The following is an 18,542-nucleotide window of genomic DNA, read 5'->3' on the forward strand; positions in this document are numbered from 1 at the left end:
TCCGGGGGCGACGCCGTTGCTATCGTCGGGCATGTCGACGACGACGCCAGCCACGAAGTGGTTGTCGCTGTGCACCGCCGTCATCGCGGCCACCGGAATCATGTTCCTCACCGAACAATCCGATCAGCCGACCGTCGCCGCCGGAACGATCACCGGGCCGTATGCGTCGCTGCTGGCCGCCTCCACAGATTTGGGTCCCGCCGACGGCGATCGGGTCCAGCTCGTGGCGGGCTTGAACACCGATGCGCGGCCCGAGACGCTGGCCGACTGGGCCCGCCAGCACGGGTTGTCGACGCACTGGCGTTCCGGTGATCGGTGGGCGAGCGTGTCCGGGCCACCGGCGGCGGTCGGTGCGGCGTTCGACGTTGCCGTGCATGACTACCGCGGCCGGCTGGGCCAAGAGTTCTACGCCTCACCCCAGCAGCCGGCCATCCCCGCGGCGATCGCTGCCGACGTCCGCGAGCTCGGCCGAATCCTCGGCTACATACCGCATTACGAGTCGGTGCCATTCATTGTGCCGCTGGACGTACCCGATCAGGGCCTGTCCCCGGACGGGCTGCTGCGCACCTACAACGCCGCGCCGTTGCGCGATGCCGGGCACACCGGCAAGGGCACCACCGTGCTGGTGTTCTCATTCGACGGGTTCGATCAGGAAGACCTGGACATGTTCACCACGTCCTTCAATCTTCCCAAGTTCACCCCAGAATTGATGGGCGACATGCCTTCCGAGCGGACCGGCGAGGCAACAATGGACCTCGAAGCGATCCACGCTGTCGCCCCCGATGCCAAGAAGGTTCTGGTCAATGCGCGCGCCACGGTGTCCGGCGATGCCACCTACCAGAAGATCGGCGCCCTGATGGAAGAGGCCGACCGCCGTTATCCCGGTGCGGTATGGAGCTTTTCGATCGGATGGGGTTGCGACAAGATCGCGACGGCGGCCGACCTGCTGCCGGTGCGCTCGGCGCTGAGCATCGCGCTGCGGCACGGCACCACCGCGTTCGACGCCAGCGGTGACCTCGCCGGCCTGGAATGCAAAGGCGGACACAACTGGTCGTCGCCGCCCGCGCCCGACGATGTCGGCCTGGACTCGGTGGCGTCGCTGCCGGAGATGACCGATGTCGGCGGCACCACGTTGTCGACCGACGCGCAGGGGCATTGGCTGGCCGAACAATCCTGGTTCGCCCCTGCGATCTCCCAGGGCACCGGCGGTGGGGTGTCCAATCTTTTCGAACGCCCCCCGTGGCAATCGGATTTGCGGGTGGCCGCCCCACCGGGCCGCCGGCTGACCCCCGATATCGCGGCCGTCGCCGATCCGTACACCGGTGTCCGGATCGTCTTCAGACGCCAGCATGTCGTGGGTGGCGGCACCTCGTTGGCCGCACCGATCTGGGCGGGTCTGACCGCGGTGATGAACGACTATCTCGCACACAACGGCGGCAATCCCGTCGGTGAACTCAATCCGCTGCTCTACGAAATCGCCCAGGGGGCAAGGCTTCCGGCATTTCGCGATGTGTCCCTGGGCGGCAACGCGGTTGATGACGCGGGACCGGGCTACGACCTGGTGACCGGTCTGGGCACGCCTGACGTCGACCATCTCGCCCAGGACATCTTGGCGCTGCAGAGATGTGGTGTCGGATGCGGATGACGACGATCTGTCCGGCCTGCCACACCGAGGTGCCTGCCGGAGTCTTCTGCGGGGCGTGTGGTGCTCACCTCAATCCACAACCCGGAGACGCCCCACACTGGTTGCGGCCCAGGGCTTTCTGCGCCGCCCCGAACGAGCACGTGTTGCGCCCCGCGATCGCCAGCTCGCTGTTTCCGCACCAGTCACAGTTCTCCCGTACACCCTTCAACCTCGGGCTGGTGCTGGTCGTCGTTGCGATGGCGGTGGCCGTGCAGCTGCGTCTGCCCGGCGCGTTGGTGACCGTCGCGGCACTCGGGCTGCCCCTGCTGTTCGTGATCTACCGCCATCAATCCGGTGTCTACCGGGATATCCCCCGCAGCTCGCTGGCGATCACCGTCGTGCTCGGCATCGCCATCGGCGTGGGCTGGGTAGTGCTCACCGGCGATCTGGTGATCCGGGAGACCGGCGCGCCATTCGATGCCGGAATCGCAGGTCACCGCGTATTGCGCGACGGCCTCGGGGTCGCCGAGGGCGGCGCACTGCTGATGATGATTCCCGCCTTGGTGGTCCGGCTGATCCGGCCCGGCGCACGAGAATCCTTGAACGGTTTCGTGATCGGCGTGCTGTCGGCACTCAGCTTCACGGCCGCCGCGACCTTCACCAGACTCGCGCCCCAGTTCGCGGCCGCCACAGTGGCCAAGAACCGACCGGTGGAGTGGCTGCTCATCGAGGCCGCAATTCGCGGCGTGACGATACCGCTGACCGCGGCCTGCGCCGGCGGATTGCTCGGTGCCGCACTCTGGTTCAGGCGTCCGACCGGCCAAGCCCGGTTGCGCCACTCACTGGTGAACGTGGCGCTGGTGTTGTTCGGCGTCGCCGTGCTCGGGGTCTACGCGATCGTGGGCATCACCGATGTCGCGGGCCTGCCGCAAGAGACCATGCTGGCATGGCATATCGCGATGGCTCTCGTGGCGCTGCTGGCACTGCGGATCGGTCTGCAGCTAGCGCTGCTGCACGAGGAGCCAGATCCCATGGGCGGGCAACCGCAGCTATGCCTGCATTGCCGAAACGTGGTGCCCGAGATGGCATTCTGCCCCGCCTGCGGTGCGTCCACGCGCGCCTCGTCGGCCATGTCGCGCGCCGAACGCCGCGAGGTGGTTCCCGAGGAGGATGCCGGGCCCGCGTCCTGGCCGGGCTATGTGCTTGAGGCACAAACCTATACGGCGCCGCCCCTGTCGCGGACGACAAGCACCCGCGTCCTGGCCATGTGGGTGGCGGTGATCGTCGCGGTGACGGCACCGCTGATCGCGCTGTCAGCCAGCATCTCCGAGCCGGCTGTCGTCTACAACTGCCCGCCCGATTGCGGCCGCCCACCCACCGGCACACCGGTGGCCGCGCTGCCACGGTTCACCGCCCCCGACGGCGGGTTCTCGGTGGCGTACCCTGCTCCCGGTTCGGCCTACGACGTCACCTTCGCGAGCGACGGCGTGACCGCTCGCTACACCGGCGGGGATGGCGGCACGTTGAAGCTGTGGAGCCGGCCCGCCGGCGGAGAGTCGGCCAGGGAAATCGCCGAAGCGTTCCTCACCGAGCGCTATCCCGATGCCCGCACCGCCTATGAGATCCCGAACGCGATGGTCGGATACCAGTTCGGATATGGCGAGGTCGCCGACATCTGGCCGCAAGACGGTGACGCCAGCTACCGGCATCTGCGCCTGGTCATCCTGGTCGCAGTCAAGCACGACCTTGCCCTGATCGCCGGCGCGATCGGGCCCTACCGCGAGTTCGGCCCGAAATTCGGCCCGGGCCGACCCTCGGGTGCCAACCTCGAACTCGCGATGGATCTGGACAAGTACGTCAACAGCTTTGCCTGGCGCGGCGATCCACCGCGCTGACCGCGCGACGGCGACTAGGTCGCAAACTGGGCGATTCAGATCGGCATGCGGTAGCCGTAGAACTCCTGGTCCTCGTTGTATCCGCCCTGGCCGGCACCGAGGTGCTCGAAGGACTCGACGAACTCGATCGCCACGATCCACTTGACCTGTTTGAAGCCGAGCTCGACCTCGTCGCGGAGACGCAGCGGCGCTCCGTGCGACACGTTCAGCGGCTCGCCGTTCATCTCGTAGGCCAGGATCGTCTGGTGGTGGTGCATGTTGGCGATGGGGTGGCAGTCGTAGTAGCGGCCGCCCTCGGGGCCGTCGGCGAAGGAGTAGAAGACCACCCATCGCGCGCTGGGGTGCGGCTTGGCCATCTCGCAGATGACGCTCATCGGCACGCCGGACCATTTGGCGATGCCCGACCATCCCTGGATGCAGAAGTGCTGGGTGATCTGGTCCTGTCTGGGCAGGGCGAGTAGCTGCGCGTAGGAGAGCTCCAGCGGGTTCTGCACAAGGCCGTCCACCCGCAACCGGTAGTTCTCCCAGCGCCCCGCCTCGAGTTGCCGGTATTCGTCGGACTCCGGCTTTTCGCCGTTGGTCCAGAAGTACGGCGAGATGTCGTCTTCCGAATAGGTTGCCGTCGGATTCGTCTGCTCCAGTAGAGCTTTGAGCCTGCCGACCACCAATTTGCCCGCGTTCTGGATGGCCCGCGGGTGTCTGATCGTCAGCGGCGAGGCGACCAACCAGAACACGATGACAATCGCCATCCACGCCCCGTACAGCGCCACGCCCCACCACGAATTCGTATTGGTGCCAAGGGTGATGTGGTTGACGTTGCCCACGAAGCCGGTGATGAAGATCATCACCGTGTGCATGACGATGAAGATCAGCATCCACACCAGCACACCGAAATGGACGGTGCGAGCAACCTGGCGGTTCAACAATCCCGCACCGGTACCGAACCTGCCTGCGATCGACGGAGCCTGCAGCAGACCGGTGACGAAGGCGAGCGGCGCCGCGATGAAGATCGTGATGAAGTACGCGAGCAGCTGCAGCGCGTTGTAGGTGCTGAACCCGGCGTTCTCGGGAAGCTGCAGCGACAAGTACTGCAGCGCAGTCGATAACGCGTTGGGAAATACGTCCAGCGACGTCGGAATCAGACGCTTCCACTGATCGGTGCAGAACAACAGCACGATGAACAGAACCCCGTTGATCAACCACAGCAGGTCGAAACTGAAATGCCACCACCGTGCCAGACCCACCGAGTGCCGAAAGCCGGGCAATCCCAACTGTTTCGGCAACGCGACCGAATCTTCCTTTGCCGTCCAGATCGTTTCGGCGTCGTCACTGTCGCGACGGTTCACCGGCACCGGTTCGCGCAGCCGCATCCACTCGGTGTCCGGCTTGCTACCGGCGTTCAGATACAGCCGCGGATGATCGGCGAGTATCTGCAATCCCGCGCGAATGATGAACATCATGAACAGCAGGTTGAAGAAATGCTGCCAGCGCAGCCACCACGGGAAGCCGGAGTCGACGGGCTCGACGTATTGGGTGGAGGTGCCCGGATACCGGGCGATGAACTCGTGGAACCACTCGTAGTGCGCCATTTCGCGCACGACCGCGATCGAGAGCACCAGCCCGATGACGCCGAGCGGGAGCAGCCACAGACTCGAAAACCACCGGCGCCCGATCCGCACCGATGGCAGCTGGGCACGGGTCTGCGGGATTCCGCCGGCCCAGTCGTCGATGACAATCGGTCCGTCGCGATGGCCTTGGTTGTAGTACGGCTGCAACGATTCGCGGAGTGGATCGGCGTCGCCCGGCTTCATGAGACCCCCCTCGTATTGCGGGTCATGGTAGACCGCACATCCGGCGCCGGGTCGCAGAAAAGCCGATCGGTCAGCGACCGCCGAGACCGGTGATAACGAGGACCGCACCGATGGCGACGAGCGCGACCGCGCTGATCTCGGCTTGGCGCTGCTGAATCCACGCGCGCAGGCGCTCCAGTGCCCGGTCGAAGCGCTGAGCCGCCACGATGTGCGCCAGGACCGGTAGCAGTGTTCCCGAACCCGCCACCACGACGAAGTACCCGACGGCCACACTCTGTCCGATGGACCCGAGCGAGCCGGCACTGATCGCCAATCCGGCTGCGGCACAAGCCACGATGATCTTCGGGTTGACGATGGCGAACCCCAACCCGACCGCCCCGGTGCGAGCCGGGGACCACCTGCCGATCGCATCGAGCCAGGCTGCCGATCGCACGGCTTTCTTCCGGCGCAACCACACCACCACGCCGGTCACCATCAGCACGGCACCACCGACGAGCCGCAACCGCAACTGCCAGACCGAGGACGTCTCGGCCGAGTTGCCCAGGAGCTTGGGGACGTTGAGGAACACCACCGTCAGGACCGCCAGCCCTGCCATCCAGCCGGCGGCGAACGCCAGGCCCGCCGCACGCGGTCGCGCCGAATAGAGCACCAGCAGCAGAGCAGGCAGCAGCGATATCGGCGACAGCGCCACCACCAAGGCCAGCGGAATCAGCTCGGCGGACAGCGGTTACTCCTCGTCGGCGGTGTCCGGGCGGGGACGCTGATCGCCGAACAACGGCCGACGCAACGGCTGATGCCCATGCACGCCCTCGGCGTACGCCGACTCGGCATGCTGGCTGAAGTCCACGCCGGCGGTCTCGTCCTCGGGGCTGAGCCGAAAGCCGACGGTCCGATCGATCAGCTTGGCCAGGACGAACGACACGATGAAGGCATAGGCCGCCACGACCACCATGGCGAGCGCCTGCTTGCCCAGCTGAGCCAGCCCGCCGCCGTAGAACAGACCCTGCGGGCCGCCGGTCATCACCGCGGTGGCCAGGAAACCGATCAGCAGCACGCCGACCACCCCGCCGACGAAGTGCACGCCGACCACATCGAGCGAGTCGTCGTAGCCGAACCGGAACTTCAGCCCGATCGCGAACGAGCAGACGATGCCGGCCGCCAGCCCGACGACCGCGGCACCGAGGGTATTCACCGTCCCACAGGACGGGGTGATCGCGACCAGTCCGGCGACCACACCGGATGCCGCACCGAACGTGGTCGGGCGGCCGTCGCGGATCTGCTCGACCGACAGCCAGCCGAGCATGCCGAGGCAGCCGGCGACCAGCGTGTTGAGGAAGATGGCCGCGGCCGTGCCGTTGGCCGCCAGCGCGGAGCCGGCGTTGAAGCCGAACCAGCCGAACCACAGCAGCCCGACACCCAGCAGGACGAAGGGCAGGTTGTGCGGGCGCATCGCGTCGACCTTGAAACCGATGCGCGGGCCCAGCACGAGCGCCAGCGCCAGCGCGGAGGATCCGGACACGATCTCGACGACCAGCCCGCCCGCGTAGTCGAGCACGCCCATCTTGAACAGCCAGCCCTCGGGTGCCCAGACCCAGTGCGCCACAACCGCATACACGACGATCGACCAGATGGGCACGAAGATCATCCACGCGGCGAACTTCGCCCGGTCGGCGATCGCGCCGCTGATCAGTGCGGCGGTGATGATCGCGAAACTGAGCTGGAAGGTGGAGAAGAGCAGCTCCGGCACGGAGCCGTGCACCGTACTCGGGCCGATGCCCGCCATCCCGATATGCGACAGGTCGCCGACGAACCCGCCGAGGCTGGTCCCCGAGAACGCCAGGGTGTAACCGACCAGCAGCCACGCGACCGTGACGAGCGGGATCGCGATGAAGCTCATCATGATCATGTTGAGCACACCGGTGGTGCGGACCATGCCGCCGTAGAAAATGGCCAACCCGGGGGTCATCAACAAGACGAGCGCTGTGCTGGCCAGCAGCCACGCGGTGGCGGCGGGATCGATCGCATCCAAAGTCCGGCTCCTTCGACGGTCCCGACGAGAATGTCGGCGTGAAGTTTCGAAGGTGAGGCGATCGTGTTTCAGCCGTGTTTCGCACGCCTCACGCCGTCACCACCCCATCGAGCCGGGGATGCCTTTGAACGGGCCCGTGACTGCGCTCGTGATCCAGCCGCCGTAAAACCCGCCGGGCTGGGGTACGACCGTCTCGCCGTCGACGGTGCACCGATCCACCAAGCCGGCCATCACCGCGATGGCGCCCGTGATCTCGGCGAATGCGGGTGTCGGCCGGGGGTAGGTCCACGCCGCCCCGACCGCCACCACGTCGCCGGCGACCAGGTCGTAGTAGCGCGCCTGCCCTTTCCATTCACACATCGACGCTCCCGGCGCACCGCGCAACGCACCGGCCTCGAACGCCGTGCGAGGCAGGTAATACGTCGGCGGATGGCTGGTCTCCAGCACTCGCCAGCTCCGTGTGGTCGACGCGATGACCCGGCCGCCGAGTTCGACGGTGATCGTGCCGGCGAAGGACTCCAGGCGTGGCGGACGCGGGTAATCCCACACCGACTCCTGGCCGGGACCGGGTTTCTCGGGTGTAGGCCACTGATCCATATCTCGACGATACGAACGCCGACGACATCACGAACCCTGAGTGACGCCACCGCGACGCTTGGGTACGCTCTGCTGAGCGACTGCTTAGCCCGGCATGTCGATGATGCATTGGAGCTCACGTATGGCCGCACCCGTCACCCGCTACGCAGGAACCCGTGTCCCTCGGGTCGAGGACACCCGCCTGCTCACCGGGCACGGCACCTACGTCGACGACATCGTCCGGCCGGGCATGCTGCACGCCTGCTTCGTGCGCAGCCCGTTCGCGCACGCCCGGATCAACAGCATCGACGTCTCGGCCGCTCTGGCGCTGCCCGGTGTGCACGCGGTGCTCACCGCCGCCGACCTGAATCCCGACGTGAAAGAGGCCTGGCACGCGGTGGCCGGCAAGGACGTCCCCGACACGCCTCGGCCCCCGTTGGCCGAGAACGAGGTGAAGTTCGTCGGCGACCCCGTCGCCATCGTCATCGCCGAAAACCGCTACGTCGCCGAGGATGCCATCGAGCTGATCGACGTCGACTACGACCCGCTGCCGGCGATCGCCGATTTCACCAAGGCGGTGAACGCCGATGCGGTGGTCCACGAGGCTTACCCGGACAACGTCGCCGGCGGGCTTGCCGGGGCACCGCCCGACGAAGAGGCCTTCGCCGCGGCGGCCTACGTCGCCGACGAGCAGATCTATCAGCAGACCCACGTGCCGGTGCCCATCGAAACCCGCGGCCTTGTCGTCGAATGGGTCGCCGCCACACAGGAACTCACGCTCTGGGCCTCGACCCAGACCCCGCACGAGCTACGGGCGTTCGCCGCGCGGCTACTCGGCATCCCGGCGCAGGGAGTCCGGGTCATCACCCGCGACACCGGCGGCGGCTTCGGCCAGAAGGTCGTCCCGATGCGCGAGGACATGTGCATCATGCTGGCCGCCCGGAAGGTGCCCGCGCCGCTCAAGTGGATCGAGGATCGCCGCGAGAACCTGATGTCGGCCGGGCAGGCACGCCACGTCGACGGCCGCGCGCGGATGGCGTTCGACGCCGACGGTGCCATCACGGCTGTCGCCATCGACTTCTTGCAGGACATCGGGGCCTACCCCACGCCCTATCCGGTGCTGACGACGGCGGCCATCGGGATGTTCTTCCCCGGCCCGTACCGGGTGCCCAAGTCGAGCTTCAACTACAAGACCGTGTTCACGAACACCAGCGGCCTGGCCGCCTACCGCGGGCCGTGGCAGTACGAAACCCTCACGCGGGAAATACTTCTCGACATCGCGGCCCGCAAAATGGGCATCGACCCGGTCGAGCTGCGCCGCAAGAACCTGCTGCGCCGCGACGAGATGCCGTACTTCAACCCCAACGGCATGCCGTATGACCACGTCGCCCCGATGGAGACCTTCGAGCAGGCGGTCAAAATCCTGGACCACGAAGGATTCCGCAAGGAGCAGGCCGAGGCGCTGGCCCAGGGCCGCTACCTCGGTCTCGGCTTCTCGGCCTATATCGAGCCGACCGGTGCCGCGACCGGACACCTGGCCACCGAGGGCTGCACCATTCGCATGGAGCCCACCGGCAAGATCAACGTCTACGTCAACGGCGGATCGAGCGGCAACAGCATCGAGACCACCGTCGTGCAGCTCACCGCCGACGCACTCGGCGCCGACATCAACGACGTGTCGACGATCCAGGGCGACACCGCGGTCACCCCGTACGGAGCCGGCACGCAGGGCAGTCGCAGCGGCCCGATGACGGCCGGGGCGGTCAACGAGGCGGGCACGATCCTGCGCAACCAGCTGGTGGCGATGGCGGCCCACCAGCTCGGCGTCGAGGCAGACGACATCGAGCTGGCCAACTCGAAAGCCACTTCGCGCGAAGACCCTTCCAAGAGCGTCACTTTCGCCGATCTGGCCTACCGCTCCTACTACGAACCTCAGCAGCTGGCCCCGGGCATGGCCGCCACGCTGGAAGCCACCGCCCGCTTCACCTCGCAGACGATGATCCACTGGGCCAACGCCACTCACGCCTGCACCTGCGAGGTGGACGTCACCACCGGCCGGGTCACGCTGACCCGCTACATCGTCAGCGAGGATGTCGGCCCGATGATCAACCCGAACATCGTGGAGGGGCAGATCGCGGGCGGGACCGTGCAGGGCATTGGCGGCGCGCTGCTGGAGAACCTGGTCTACGACGACGACGGAAACCCGTTGTCCACCACGTTCGTCGACTATCTCCTGCCGACCGCTACCGAGGTGCCGCCCATCGAGTACGGGCACGTCGAGGTGCCGAGCCCCGGCGTCGGCGGCTACAAGGGTTGCGGCGAGGGCGGGGCCATCGGCTCCACCCCGGCGGTGATCAATGCGATCAACGACGCCCTTGCCCCGCTCGGGGTGACGGTCACCAAGCTACCCGCGACCCCGTCGCAGATCGTGGCGCTGATCGAGGCGGCCGCAGGCGACTAAGCCTGCGCCGCACCGCTTTCGGCGGCCTGGTGCACCGCGTTGATGATGCCCTGATAGCCGGTGCAGCGGCAGAAGTTGCCGGACAGGCCCTCGCGGATCTCCTCGTCGGTGGGATGCGGGTTGTCGCGCAGCAGTGCCGTGATCGACATGACGAAACCCGGTGTGCAGAAACCACATTGAAGGCCGTGGCAGTCCCGCAGTGCGGCCTGCACCGGCGACAGCTCGCCGTCGGAGGATGCGACACCCTCGACGGTCGAGACCTCGGAGCCCTCGGCCTGCACGGCGAACACCAGGCAGGACCGCACCGCCGCACCGTCGAGCAGAACCGTGCAGGCACCGCACGAGCCGTGCTCGCAGCCCAGGTGGGTACCGGTCAGCCCGCACCGCTCGCGCAGGAAATCGGCCAGCGTCAGCCGCGGCTCGACGGTCGACTCAACGGGAATTCCGTTGACCGACAACTGGATCGCGCGCTCATGCATCGAAAGCCTCCTTGACCGCGGCCAACCACGCCTGCGCGGTCATCGCCGCGCCGACCCGTCGCCGATAGTCGGCCGAACCCTGAAGGTCGGCCGGGATGTCATCGAGTTCGCTCATCGCGAGCTCACCGATCTCCTCAGCGGTGATATCACCGATCGGACGGCCGACGATCGCCGCCTCGGCAGCCGATGCGCGCCGCGGGGTGGCGCTCAGTGCCAGCAGTCCGATTCCGCTGCGCCGCACCCGATCGTCGTCGTCGAGTTCGATGGCCACCACAGCGCCGGCGATCGCGAAATCGCCATGGCGGCGGGCGAACTCCTCGACCCCGAACCCGACCCGGCCCGACCAGATCGGGAACCGCACACCTAACAGGATCTCGTCGGGCTCCATCGCGGTCTCCCAGACCCCCGCGAAGAAGTCCTTGGCCGCGATCTCACGCCCGCCCGATGTCGACACCGTCTCCATCGTCGCGTCCAACGCCAGTGCGACGGCCGGGAACTCCGCGGCCGGGTCGGCGTGGGCGATGGAGCCGCCGAGGGTGCCCCGGCTGCGGATCTGGAAGTGGCCGATATGCGGGGCGGCCCTGGTCAGCAGGGGCACGGCCGAGCGCACTTGCTCGTCGGCGCCGACGGTGGCGTGAGTGGTGCCACCGCCGATCCGCAGCGAATCGTCGCGCACCTCGATGCCCTTCATCTCCTCAAGACGCGAGATGTCGATCAGGTGGTCGAAGAACGCCAGGCGCATCGACAGCATGGGCACCAGGCTTTGTCCGCCGCCCAGCAGCTTGCCGTCGTCACCGAATTCGGTCAGCATCTGGGCCGCCTCGGCGACGCTGTCTGGCCGGTGATAGTCGAACGGGGCCGGCTTCATCGGCGGCCGTCGCAGCGCATCATGCTAAGCACGTGCACAGCATAGCGGGCGGCGGTCCACGGCGTCGCAAAGCCTTGATCTGCACAGACGATGACCTGTGCTCCCGTGGGGTATGCGGGGCATCGGCCCAGGATGACCTGGCCTAGCTGGGGCCTCGCCAGCATTTGCCCGCATACTGTCGATCATGGATCCGTCGCCGCCCCCGCGAGCGGCCGCTGCGGGCAACCGCCACGGCCGCCACCGCGAGCGGCGCGGAACCGGCCGGCGCGCCTGGAAGGCCCTTACCCGATCCGTTGTCGGGCTGGCCTCTGTGGTTGTGCTGATGCTCACCGGTCTGGCCTACTCACAAGCGCACGGATTGCTCAGCGGAATCACCGTGTCCCAGGCGCTGGGCTCGGACGAACCGCGTTCCAGCGGCGGCGCGATGAACATCCTGCTGATCGGGCTGGACTCCCGCAAAGACCAGGAGGGCAACGAGCTGCCCGACGAGGTCCTGGACAAGCTGCACGCCGGTGATTCCGAAGCCGGCGGTTACAACACCAACACCCTGATCCTGGTGCACATCAGCGCCGACGACCACGTCGTCGCGTTCTCGATACCGCGCGACGACTACGTCGCCGTCAGCGGCATCAAGGGATACAGCCACATCAAGATCAAGGAGGCCTACGGGCTGACCAAGTTCCAGACCGAGCAGAAGCTCGTCGATGAAGGCATCGGCGACCGCGCCGAGCTGGAGCGAGCCGGCCGGGAAGCCGGGCGCAAGGCGACCATCCGGGCGGTGCGCAATCTGACGGGCCAGCCCATCGACTACTTCGCAGAGGTCAACCTCGCCAGCTTCTATCACCTGGCGGACAGCCTCGGCGGCGTCGACGTCTGCCTCAACCACGCCGTCCACGACGACTACTCGGGTGCCAACTTCCCGGCCGGGCCTCAACGGCTGAACGCCGAACAGGCGCTGGCATTCGTGCGACAGCGGCACGGGCTGGAAAACGGCGACCTCGACCGCACCCATCGCCAGCAGGCGTTCCTGCTGTCGGTTTCGCGCGAGCTGCAGCAATCGGGTTCGTTCACCGATCTGGACAAGTTCAAGCGCCTGATGGACGTGGCCCGCCAGGACATCGTGTTATCGCAGGGCTGGGGCGAGGATCAGTTCCGCAGAATGGCCGCGCTGGCCGGCGGCAATGTGGAGTTCCGCACGCTGCCGGTGGTGCGCTACGACAACATCAACGGCCAGGACGTCAACATCGTCGATCCGTCCAAGATCCGCGCCGAGATCGCCAGGGCCATCGGCGGCGACTCCGCGACGGCCACCACTACCGCTGCCCCCCAACCGATTCCACCGCCCAACCCGCAAACCGTGATCAGCATCGTCAACGCCAGCGACACCTCGGGTCTTGCGTCGCAGGCGGCCTCGCTGCTGGGTAAGCACGACTTCACCGTCGACGAAGTGCGTGACCGCGAGTCGGGCGAGCCGATCGACACCGTGATCACCTACGGCCCCGGCGGACAGACCGACGCGCAGTCGGTTGCCACCCTGCTCGGCGTCGAGAACGCGCCGCAGGCCACCAGCGCGCTGGCCGCCGACCATGTGCGCGTCGTCCTCGGCCAGGGCTATGACGTTCCGACCGAGCAGCCCGAGACCCAGGACGTCTCCGTGACGTCGACAACCAAGAAGTGGTCGGAAATGACAATCACCCCAACCCCGGACCAAGGCGCCCCGATCGACGGCGGCAAGGTCCCTTGCGTCAACTAGCGTGGCAGTCATGCGCGTAGGAGTCATCGGACTGGGCAATATGGGCGCGGGCATCGCCGCGAACCTGATCAAGGCCGGACACGATGTGACCGTCTACAACCGGTCCCGGCCGAAAGTGGATGCGCTGGTCGCGCAGGGCGCCCGTCCTGCCGAGAGCGTCGCCGACGCATGCGGGGGCGATGTGGTGCTGACGATGCTCGCCAACGACGACGCCGTGGCCGGGGTGGCGTTCGGTGACGACGGCATCATCGCGTCGGCTGCGCCAGAGACCGTGCACATCTCGTCCAGCACGATCAGCGTTGCGTTGTCCAAACGGCTGACCGAGGCGCACGCCGCCGCAGGTAACGCATTCGTCGCGGCCCCGGTCTTCGGCAGGCCGGAAGCCGCCGCGGCGGCGGCGTTGTTCGTCGTGGCCGCGGGGCCCGCACAGACCGTGGACTCGCTGACGCCGGTCTTCGACGCGATCGGCCGGCGGACCTTCGTGGTGGCCGAGGAGCCGTCGGCGGCCAACCTGGTCAAGCTCAGCGGCAACTTCCTCATCGCCTCGGCGATCGAATCCTTGGGCGAGGCAATGGCATTGGCGGTAAAGGGCGGCGTGGACCGGCATCAGTACCTGGACATCCTGACCTCGACACTGTTCTCGGCCCCGGTGTACAAGACCTACGGCGGCCTGATCGCCGACGAGCGGTTCGAGCCGGCCGGCTTCGCAGCGCCGTTGGGCCACAAAGACATTGGGCTGGTGCTGTCGGCCGCCGAGGAACTGCGGGTGCCGTTGCCGATTGCCAGCCTGCTGCGCGACCGGTTCCTGCGCCTGCTCGCCGAGGGCGGCGAGCAGCTGGATTGGTCGGCGATCAGCAAGCTCGCCGCCGCTGACGCGGGGGCTTAGACCACGCCGCGGAGGCCGTCAGCGCCGAAGGCCGGTTCCAGCATCGCCGAGTAGTCCGGTCCCCGGCGCAGGTTCTGTCCGCCATCGACGCCGATGACCTGTCCGGTGATCCACGCGGCGGCGTCGCTGAGCAGGAACAGCGTCGCGTTCGCGATGTCCTCGACCTCGCCGGGACGCGGCAGCGGTGTGCACTCGGCGTAGTCTCCGCTGATCTCGGGTGAATCGAGCACCATCTGCACGAGCTCGGTCTTGATCAGTCCGGGCCGGATGCCGTTGACCCGCACCCACGACGCCCCGAGTTCGTCGGCGGCCAGCTTGATGAGGTGATCCAGTCCCGACTTGGTGACGCCGTACGGCCCGAACCAGCGGTGGGTGTTGCTCGACGCGATCGACGAGATGCCGACGAAGGAACCGCCGCCGCCGCGCACCATCTGGCGCGCCGCGTGCTTGAGCACGTACATCGAGCCGTTGATATTGAGATCGACGGTGGCGCGCCAGGCTTCGGAGTCCATCTGGGTGATCGGGCCGATGGTCTGCGATCCGCCGGCGCAGTGCACCGCACCGTGCAACCGCCCGTTCCAGGCCGTGGCGGCGTCGACGACCGCGGCGATCTGATCCTCGTTGGTGACGTCGGCGGGTTCGTACCTGACGCTGCCCGACGGCGCGGCGGCGTTGATCTCGTCGGCGGTCGCGGCCAACCGGTCGGCGCCGCGGCCGATGATCATGACGTTGGCGCCGGCTTTGGCCAGGCCCTCCGCGATCCCCTTGCCGATACCGCTGCCACCACCGGTGACCAGGTACGTCCGATCCTCGAACGAGAGCTGCACGCCGACTCCTCACGCAAAACTGGAACAAGTTCTACGTATCGAACCACGGCGCCGCGTGGCGGCATAGCGCCCGTCCCACTGTCCTGCGCCGGCGCCGGCCCTGTCTGATTGTCGACGGCCGCCAGCGAACATCCGACAGTCCCTAACCGACGTCCATTCACCGCTCTGGGAACGCATCTCGGCATAACGATAATGGGCTATCCGAAGGGATCGCCGCCGCAATTTCCGTGCCGAATAGAAGCCATCGATATTCCGGCGCGGGCATACCAAATGGTCGGCATCGCCAGTCGTTAGACGTGGTCAGGCGGGGCCGATACTTTTACGACAAAAATATTGACTCAGGTGTAACGCATCGGTGAGCGCTTTCGATAAATCGCCCGAACAACCACGGGACGGGGAAGGCAGCCATACACTGCCCTGACACGGCCACTCAGCAAACCTAGTAGAAGGCACGATCATGGCTAATCTGAAGAATTCGACGCGGCGCCTGGCCCTGGCCGGCGGCTTCGCGCTCGCGGTGGCGGCAGCGCCGGCTCTGGCCGTTTTCACCATTCCGTCGACCGGTGTCGTGGCGGCGTGCCCGGCCGGCCAGGTGGTCAATCCGGCGACCGGGGTGTGCGAAGTGCAGGCCCCCACGGGTCCGCAGGGCGGCCTGCCGCAGGTTCAGGGGATACCTTGCACAGGCGCAAACACCGGTCAGTGCATAGGATTGCAGCAAGAGCAGCAGGCTCCCGCGCAACAACCCCGCTCCACTGTCTCGACCAGTCCGTAGAAACGGAGGGCCGGCTTCGGAACTCCGTCAACTTCTCTAGGAAGTGTGAAGTATGGCGATTTCCTCCTCAGTCGGCCGCCGCATTCTCCTCGCGGGTGGATTCAGCATCGCGATCGCGGCCGCGCCCGCCGTTGCCTTCGTAGCGTCACCGTCGGGTTCGCCGGCCGGTCCCGCCATCGCGTGCCCGGCAGGCGAGTCCGAGGATCTCTACACCGACCAGTGCATCCCGGAGATGGTGCCGAACCAGCCGGGCGGCAATTACCCCACGCCGTCGAGTGGTGGCAACACCACCTTCTCGACCCCGGGCGACCCGAACAGCCTGCCCGAGGTCCAGGGCATTCCCTGCACGGGCGCCAACACTGGCCAGTGCATCGGCCTGCAGGAGAATCAGGTGCCGGCGGTCACGCCGCATTCGAGCATTTCGTCCAGCCCGTAGTACGCGGGCGGGCGGATTAGGAGGGCAATGATGCCAGTCCAGTCCACCTGGATAGTCAAGCTGCTGACCGCGAGCGCATGCGCGCTCGCGGTCATCGCTGCGCCGGCGGCGCACGCCGAAGGCGGTATCCCCGACCCGGGCCCGAGCGGCCCCCAGCCGGTGGCATCGCAACCGGGCGGTGGGGGTGGCTGCCAGTCGGGCGAGTCGTTGGACCCGTCGACCGGCAACTGCACGCCGACCATGACCTCGATTGCCACCACCAACGGTGATCAGGCGTTCGACGATATCCAGCCGCGCACCACCCAGGACATAACGACGACCAGCGACACCGGCATCGGAGCCGACTTGGTGCCCAACATCAACGGCGATTCCTGCACGGGCTACTGGCAGTCCACGGTCTGCTACGAGGAAGACCAGGACAACGTGCCGGTCCAGCCCAAGTCGACGATTTCATCGAGCCCGTAGCGGCTGATCACCCCTTCGCTAAGGTTGAGAGATGCCTGCAAAATCTGATCCCACGGACATCGACGACGTGGAACCGCTGGCCGACAGCACGGCGCGCCAGGCCCGGCGCGTGGTCGCGGCCTATGCAAACGACGCCGACGAATGTCGGGTCTTCCTGTCGATGCTCGGCATTGGGCCGTCAAAGCTCGAGGCGTAGTCCGTGGCAGGGAGCCGGAAAGCCCGCTCCGGAAATTCTGAATTCGTGGTGGTGGCCAACCGGCTGCCGATCGATATGGAGCGGCTGCCGGACGGCAGCCTGACCTGGAAACGCAGCCCTGGCGGTCTGGTGACCGCACTGGAGCCGCTGCTGCGCAAGCAACGCGGCGCCTGGATCGGCTGGCCCGGCATCATCGACGGCCCGGAAGACCCCATCGTCGAGGAAGACTTGCAACTCTTCCCGGTGCGCCTATCGGCCGACGACGTCGCCGAGTACTACGAGGGTTTCTCCAACGCGACCCTCTGGCCGCTGTATCACGACGTGATCGTCAAACCGAGCTACCACCGCGAGTGGTGGGATCGCTATGTCGACGTCAACCGGCGATTCGCCGAAGCGACGTCGCGCGCCGCCGCCGAGGGCGCCACCGTGTGGGTCCAGGATTACCAGCTGCAACTGGTGCCCAAGATGCTGCGGACGTTGCGACCGGATCTGACCATCGGTTTCTTCCTGCACATTCCGTTCCCGCCGGTCGAGTTGTTCATGCAGATGCCGTGGCGAACCGAGATCATCGAGGGCCTGCTGGGCGCGGACCTGGTGGGGTTCCATCTGCCCGGTGGCGCGCAGAACTTCCTGTTCCTGTCGCGACGCCTGGTCGGCGCCAACACATCTCGAGCCTCGGTCGGCGTGCGGTCGCGGTTCGGCGAAGTGCAGCTGGGATTGCGGACAGTCAAGGTCGGCGCCTTTCCGATCTCCATCGATTCCGCGGAGCTGGATCGGACGGCACGCAACCGCGATATCCGCAAGCGGGCCAAAGAGATTCGCGCCGAGCTCGGAAACCCCCGCAAGATCCTGCTCGGCGTCGACCGGTTGGACTACACCAAGGGCATCGACGTTCGGCTCAAAGCGTTTTCGGAACTGCTCGCCGAGGGGCGCGCCAAGCGGGACGACACGGTCCTGGTGCAACTGGCCACCCCGAGCCGCGAGCGGGTGGAGAGCTACCGCGTGCTGCGCAACGAGATCGAGCAGCAGGTGGGCCACATCAACGGCGAGTACGGCGAAGTCGGCCACCCGGTGGTGCACTACATTCATCGTCCGGTCCCCCGCGACGATCTGATCGCCTTCTTCGTGGCTGCCGACGTCATGCTGGTGACACCTCTTCGCGACGGGATGAACCTGGTGGCCAAGGAGTACGTAGCCTGCCGCAGCGACCTGGGCGGCGCCCTGGTGCTCAGTGAATTCACCGGTGCCGCAGCCGAACTCCGTCAGGCCTATCTCACCAACCCGCACGACCTGGAAGGTGTCAAGGACACCATCGAGGCCGCTGTGAACCAGACTCCCGAGGAAGGCCGACGGCGGATGCGGGCACTGCGACGCCAGGTGCTCGCCCACGATGTCGACCGCTGGGCACGGTCATTTCTCGATGTCCTGGCCAACGCCAACAGCCAAGGCGATCCCGACTAGATT

17 protein-coding genes are annotated in these 18,542 nt (G+C 66.9%); 10 read left to right on the plus strand and 7 right to left on the minus strand.

Translation table 11 applies throughout. The features are described 5' to 3' along the window. Positions 1–31 precede the first annotated feature (31 nt). Both EV580_RS12075 and EV580_RS12080 read left to right on the plus strand, forming a co-directional pair. Positions 32–1,645, plus strand: a complete 1,614-nt coding sequence (locus EV580_RS12075) for a S53 family peptidase (RefSeq protein WP_133691414.1) — start codon at positions 32–34, stop codon at positions 1,643–1,645. After that, positions 1,642–3,519: a zinc ribbon domain-containing protein gene (locus EV580_RS12080; RefSeq protein WP_353619846.1), complete on the plus strand. Its 1,878-nt coding sequence runs from the start codon at positions 1,642–1,644 to the stop codon at positions 3,517–3,519. Before EV580_RS12075 ends, EV580_RS12080 begins: the two co-directional genes overlap by 4 nt. Before the next feature lie 35 nt (positions 3,520–3,554). Here the strand turns inward: EV580_RS12080 and EV580_RS12085 are convergent, their stop codons facing one another. The 4 genes from EV580_RS12085 to EV580_RS12100 all read right to left on the minus strand — a co-directional run bounded on the left by EV580_RS12085 (position 3,555) and on the right by EV580_RS12100 (position 7,956). Next, positions 3,555–5,330, minus strand: a complete 1,776-nt coding sequence (locus EV580_RS12085; RefSeq protein WP_133691416.1) for a molybdopterin-dependent oxidoreductase — start codon at positions 5,328–5,330, stop codon at positions 3,555–3,557. A 70-nt stretch (positions 5,331–5,400) separates the two neighbouring features. Continuing rightward, entirely contained in the window at positions 5,401–6,054 is a 654-nt protein-coding gene (locus tag EV580_RS12090; RefSeq protein ID WP_133691417.1) for a GAP family protein, read from the minus strand. A 3-nt stretch (positions 6,055–6,057) separates the two neighbouring features. After that, complete coding sequence (locus EV580_RS12095; protein WP_133691418.1) at positions 6,058–7,359, minus strand: ammonium transporter; 1,302 nt, start codon at positions 7,357–7,359, stop codon at positions 6,058–6,060. A 96-nt stretch (positions 7,360–7,455) separates the two neighbouring features. Next, positions 7,456–7,956 carry a DUF427 domain-containing protein gene (locus tag EV580_RS12100; protein WP_133691419.1) on the minus strand — a complete coding sequence of 167 codons (501 nt, stop codon included), beginning with the start codon at positions 7,954–7,956 and terminating at the stop codon, positions 7,456–7,458. Positions 7,957–8,077: 121 nt separating this feature from the next. On the opposite strand from EV580_RS12100, the gene EV580_RS12105 reads away from it, so the two are divergent. Further along, complete coding sequence (locus EV580_RS12105; protein WP_133691420.1) at positions 8,078–10,396, plus strand: xanthine dehydrogenase family protein molybdopterin-binding subunit; 2,319 nt, start codon at positions 8,078–8,080, stop codon at positions 10,394–10,396. Here the strand turns inward: EV580_RS12105 and EV580_RS12110 are convergent. Both EV580_RS12110 and EV580_RS12115 read right to left on the minus strand, forming a co-directional pair. Then, entirely contained in the window at positions 10,393–10,875 is a 483-nt protein-coding gene (locus EV580_RS12110; RefSeq protein WP_133691421.1) for a (2Fe-2S)-binding protein, read from the minus strand. The two genes, EV580_RS12105 and EV580_RS12110, sit on opposite strands and share 4 nt — an antisense overlap. Continuing rightward, positions 10,868–11,743 carry an FAD binding domain-containing protein gene (locus EV580_RS12115; RefSeq protein WP_133691422.1) on the minus strand — a complete coding sequence of 292 codons (876 nt, stop codon included), beginning with the start codon at positions 11,741–11,743 and terminating at the stop codon, positions 10,868–10,870. Before EV580_RS12115 ends, EV580_RS12110 begins: the two co-directional genes overlap by 8 nt. Positions 11,744–11,927: 184 nt before the next feature. Here EV580_RS12115 and EV580_RS12120 point away from each other — a divergent pair, with 184 nt between their 5' ends. Next, on the plus strand, positions 11,928–13,496 hold the full coding sequence (locus tag EV580_RS12120) for an LCP family protein (RefSeq protein WP_133691423.1): 1,569 nt from the start codon (positions 11,928–11,930) through the stop codon (positions 13,494–13,496). A 10-nt stretch (positions 13,497–13,506) separates the two neighbouring features. Next, the gene (locus EV580_RS12125; protein WP_133691424.1) at positions 13,507–14,382 is read left to right on the plus strand and encodes an NAD(P)-dependent oxidoreductase; all 876 of its coding nucleotides are present in this window, start codon (positions 13,507–13,509) and stop codon (positions 14,380–14,382) included. On the opposite strand, the gene EV580_RS12130 is transcribed toward EV580_RS12125, so the two are convergent. Beyond that, positions 14,379–15,209, minus strand: coding sequence for an SDR family oxidoreductase (locus tag EV580_RS12130; RefSeq protein WP_133691425.1), 831 nt, complete (start codon positions 15,207–15,209; stop codon positions 14,379–14,381). The genes EV580_RS12125 and EV580_RS12130 overlap by 4 nt on opposite strands. A 457-nt stretch (positions 15,210–15,666) precedes the next feature. Between EV580_RS12130 and EV580_RS12135 the strand changes: the two genes are divergently transcribed. The 5 genes from EV580_RS12135 to EV580_RS12150 are packed head-to-tail and all read left to right on the plus strand — an operon-like array spanning position 15,667 to position 18,539. Further along, positions 15,667–15,981: an intersectin-EH binding protein Ibp1 gene (locus EV580_RS12135; protein ID WP_133691426.1), complete on the plus strand. Its 315-nt coding sequence runs from the start codon at positions 15,667–15,669 to the stop codon at positions 15,979–15,981. 52 nt (positions 15,982–16,033) lie between these two features. Next, a complete protein-coding gene (locus EV580_RS12140; RefSeq protein WP_133691427.1) occupies positions 16,034–16,417 on the plus strand; it encodes an intersectin-EH binding protein Ibp1 in 384 nt (127 codons plus the stop codon). A gap of 30 nt (positions 16,418–16,447) precedes the next feature. Then, positions 16,448–16,882, plus strand: a complete 435-nt coding sequence (locus tag EV580_RS12145; RefSeq protein WP_133691428.1) for a hypothetical protein — start codon at positions 16,448–16,450, stop codon at positions 16,880–16,882. Between the two features lie 31 nt (positions 16,883–16,913). Then, positions 16,914–17,078, plus strand: coding sequence for a hypothetical protein (locus tag EV580_RS33705; RefSeq protein WP_005139050.1), 165 nt, complete (start codon positions 16,914–16,916; stop codon positions 17,076–17,078). Between the two features lie 3 nt (positions 17,079–17,081). Further along, on the plus strand, positions 17,082–18,539 hold the full coding sequence (locus tag EV580_RS12150) for an alpha,alpha-trehalose-phosphate synthase (UDP-forming) (RefSeq protein WP_133691429.1): 1,458 nt from the start codon (positions 17,082–17,084) through the stop codon (positions 18,537–18,539). The last annotated feature ends 3 nt before the right edge of the window (positions 18,540–18,542 follow it).

Source organism: Mycobacterium sp. BK086 (genome assembly GCA_004362315.1).
Classification (GTDB): domain Bacteria; phylum Actinomycetota; class Actinomycetes; order Mycobacteriales; family Mycobacteriaceae; genus Mycobacterium.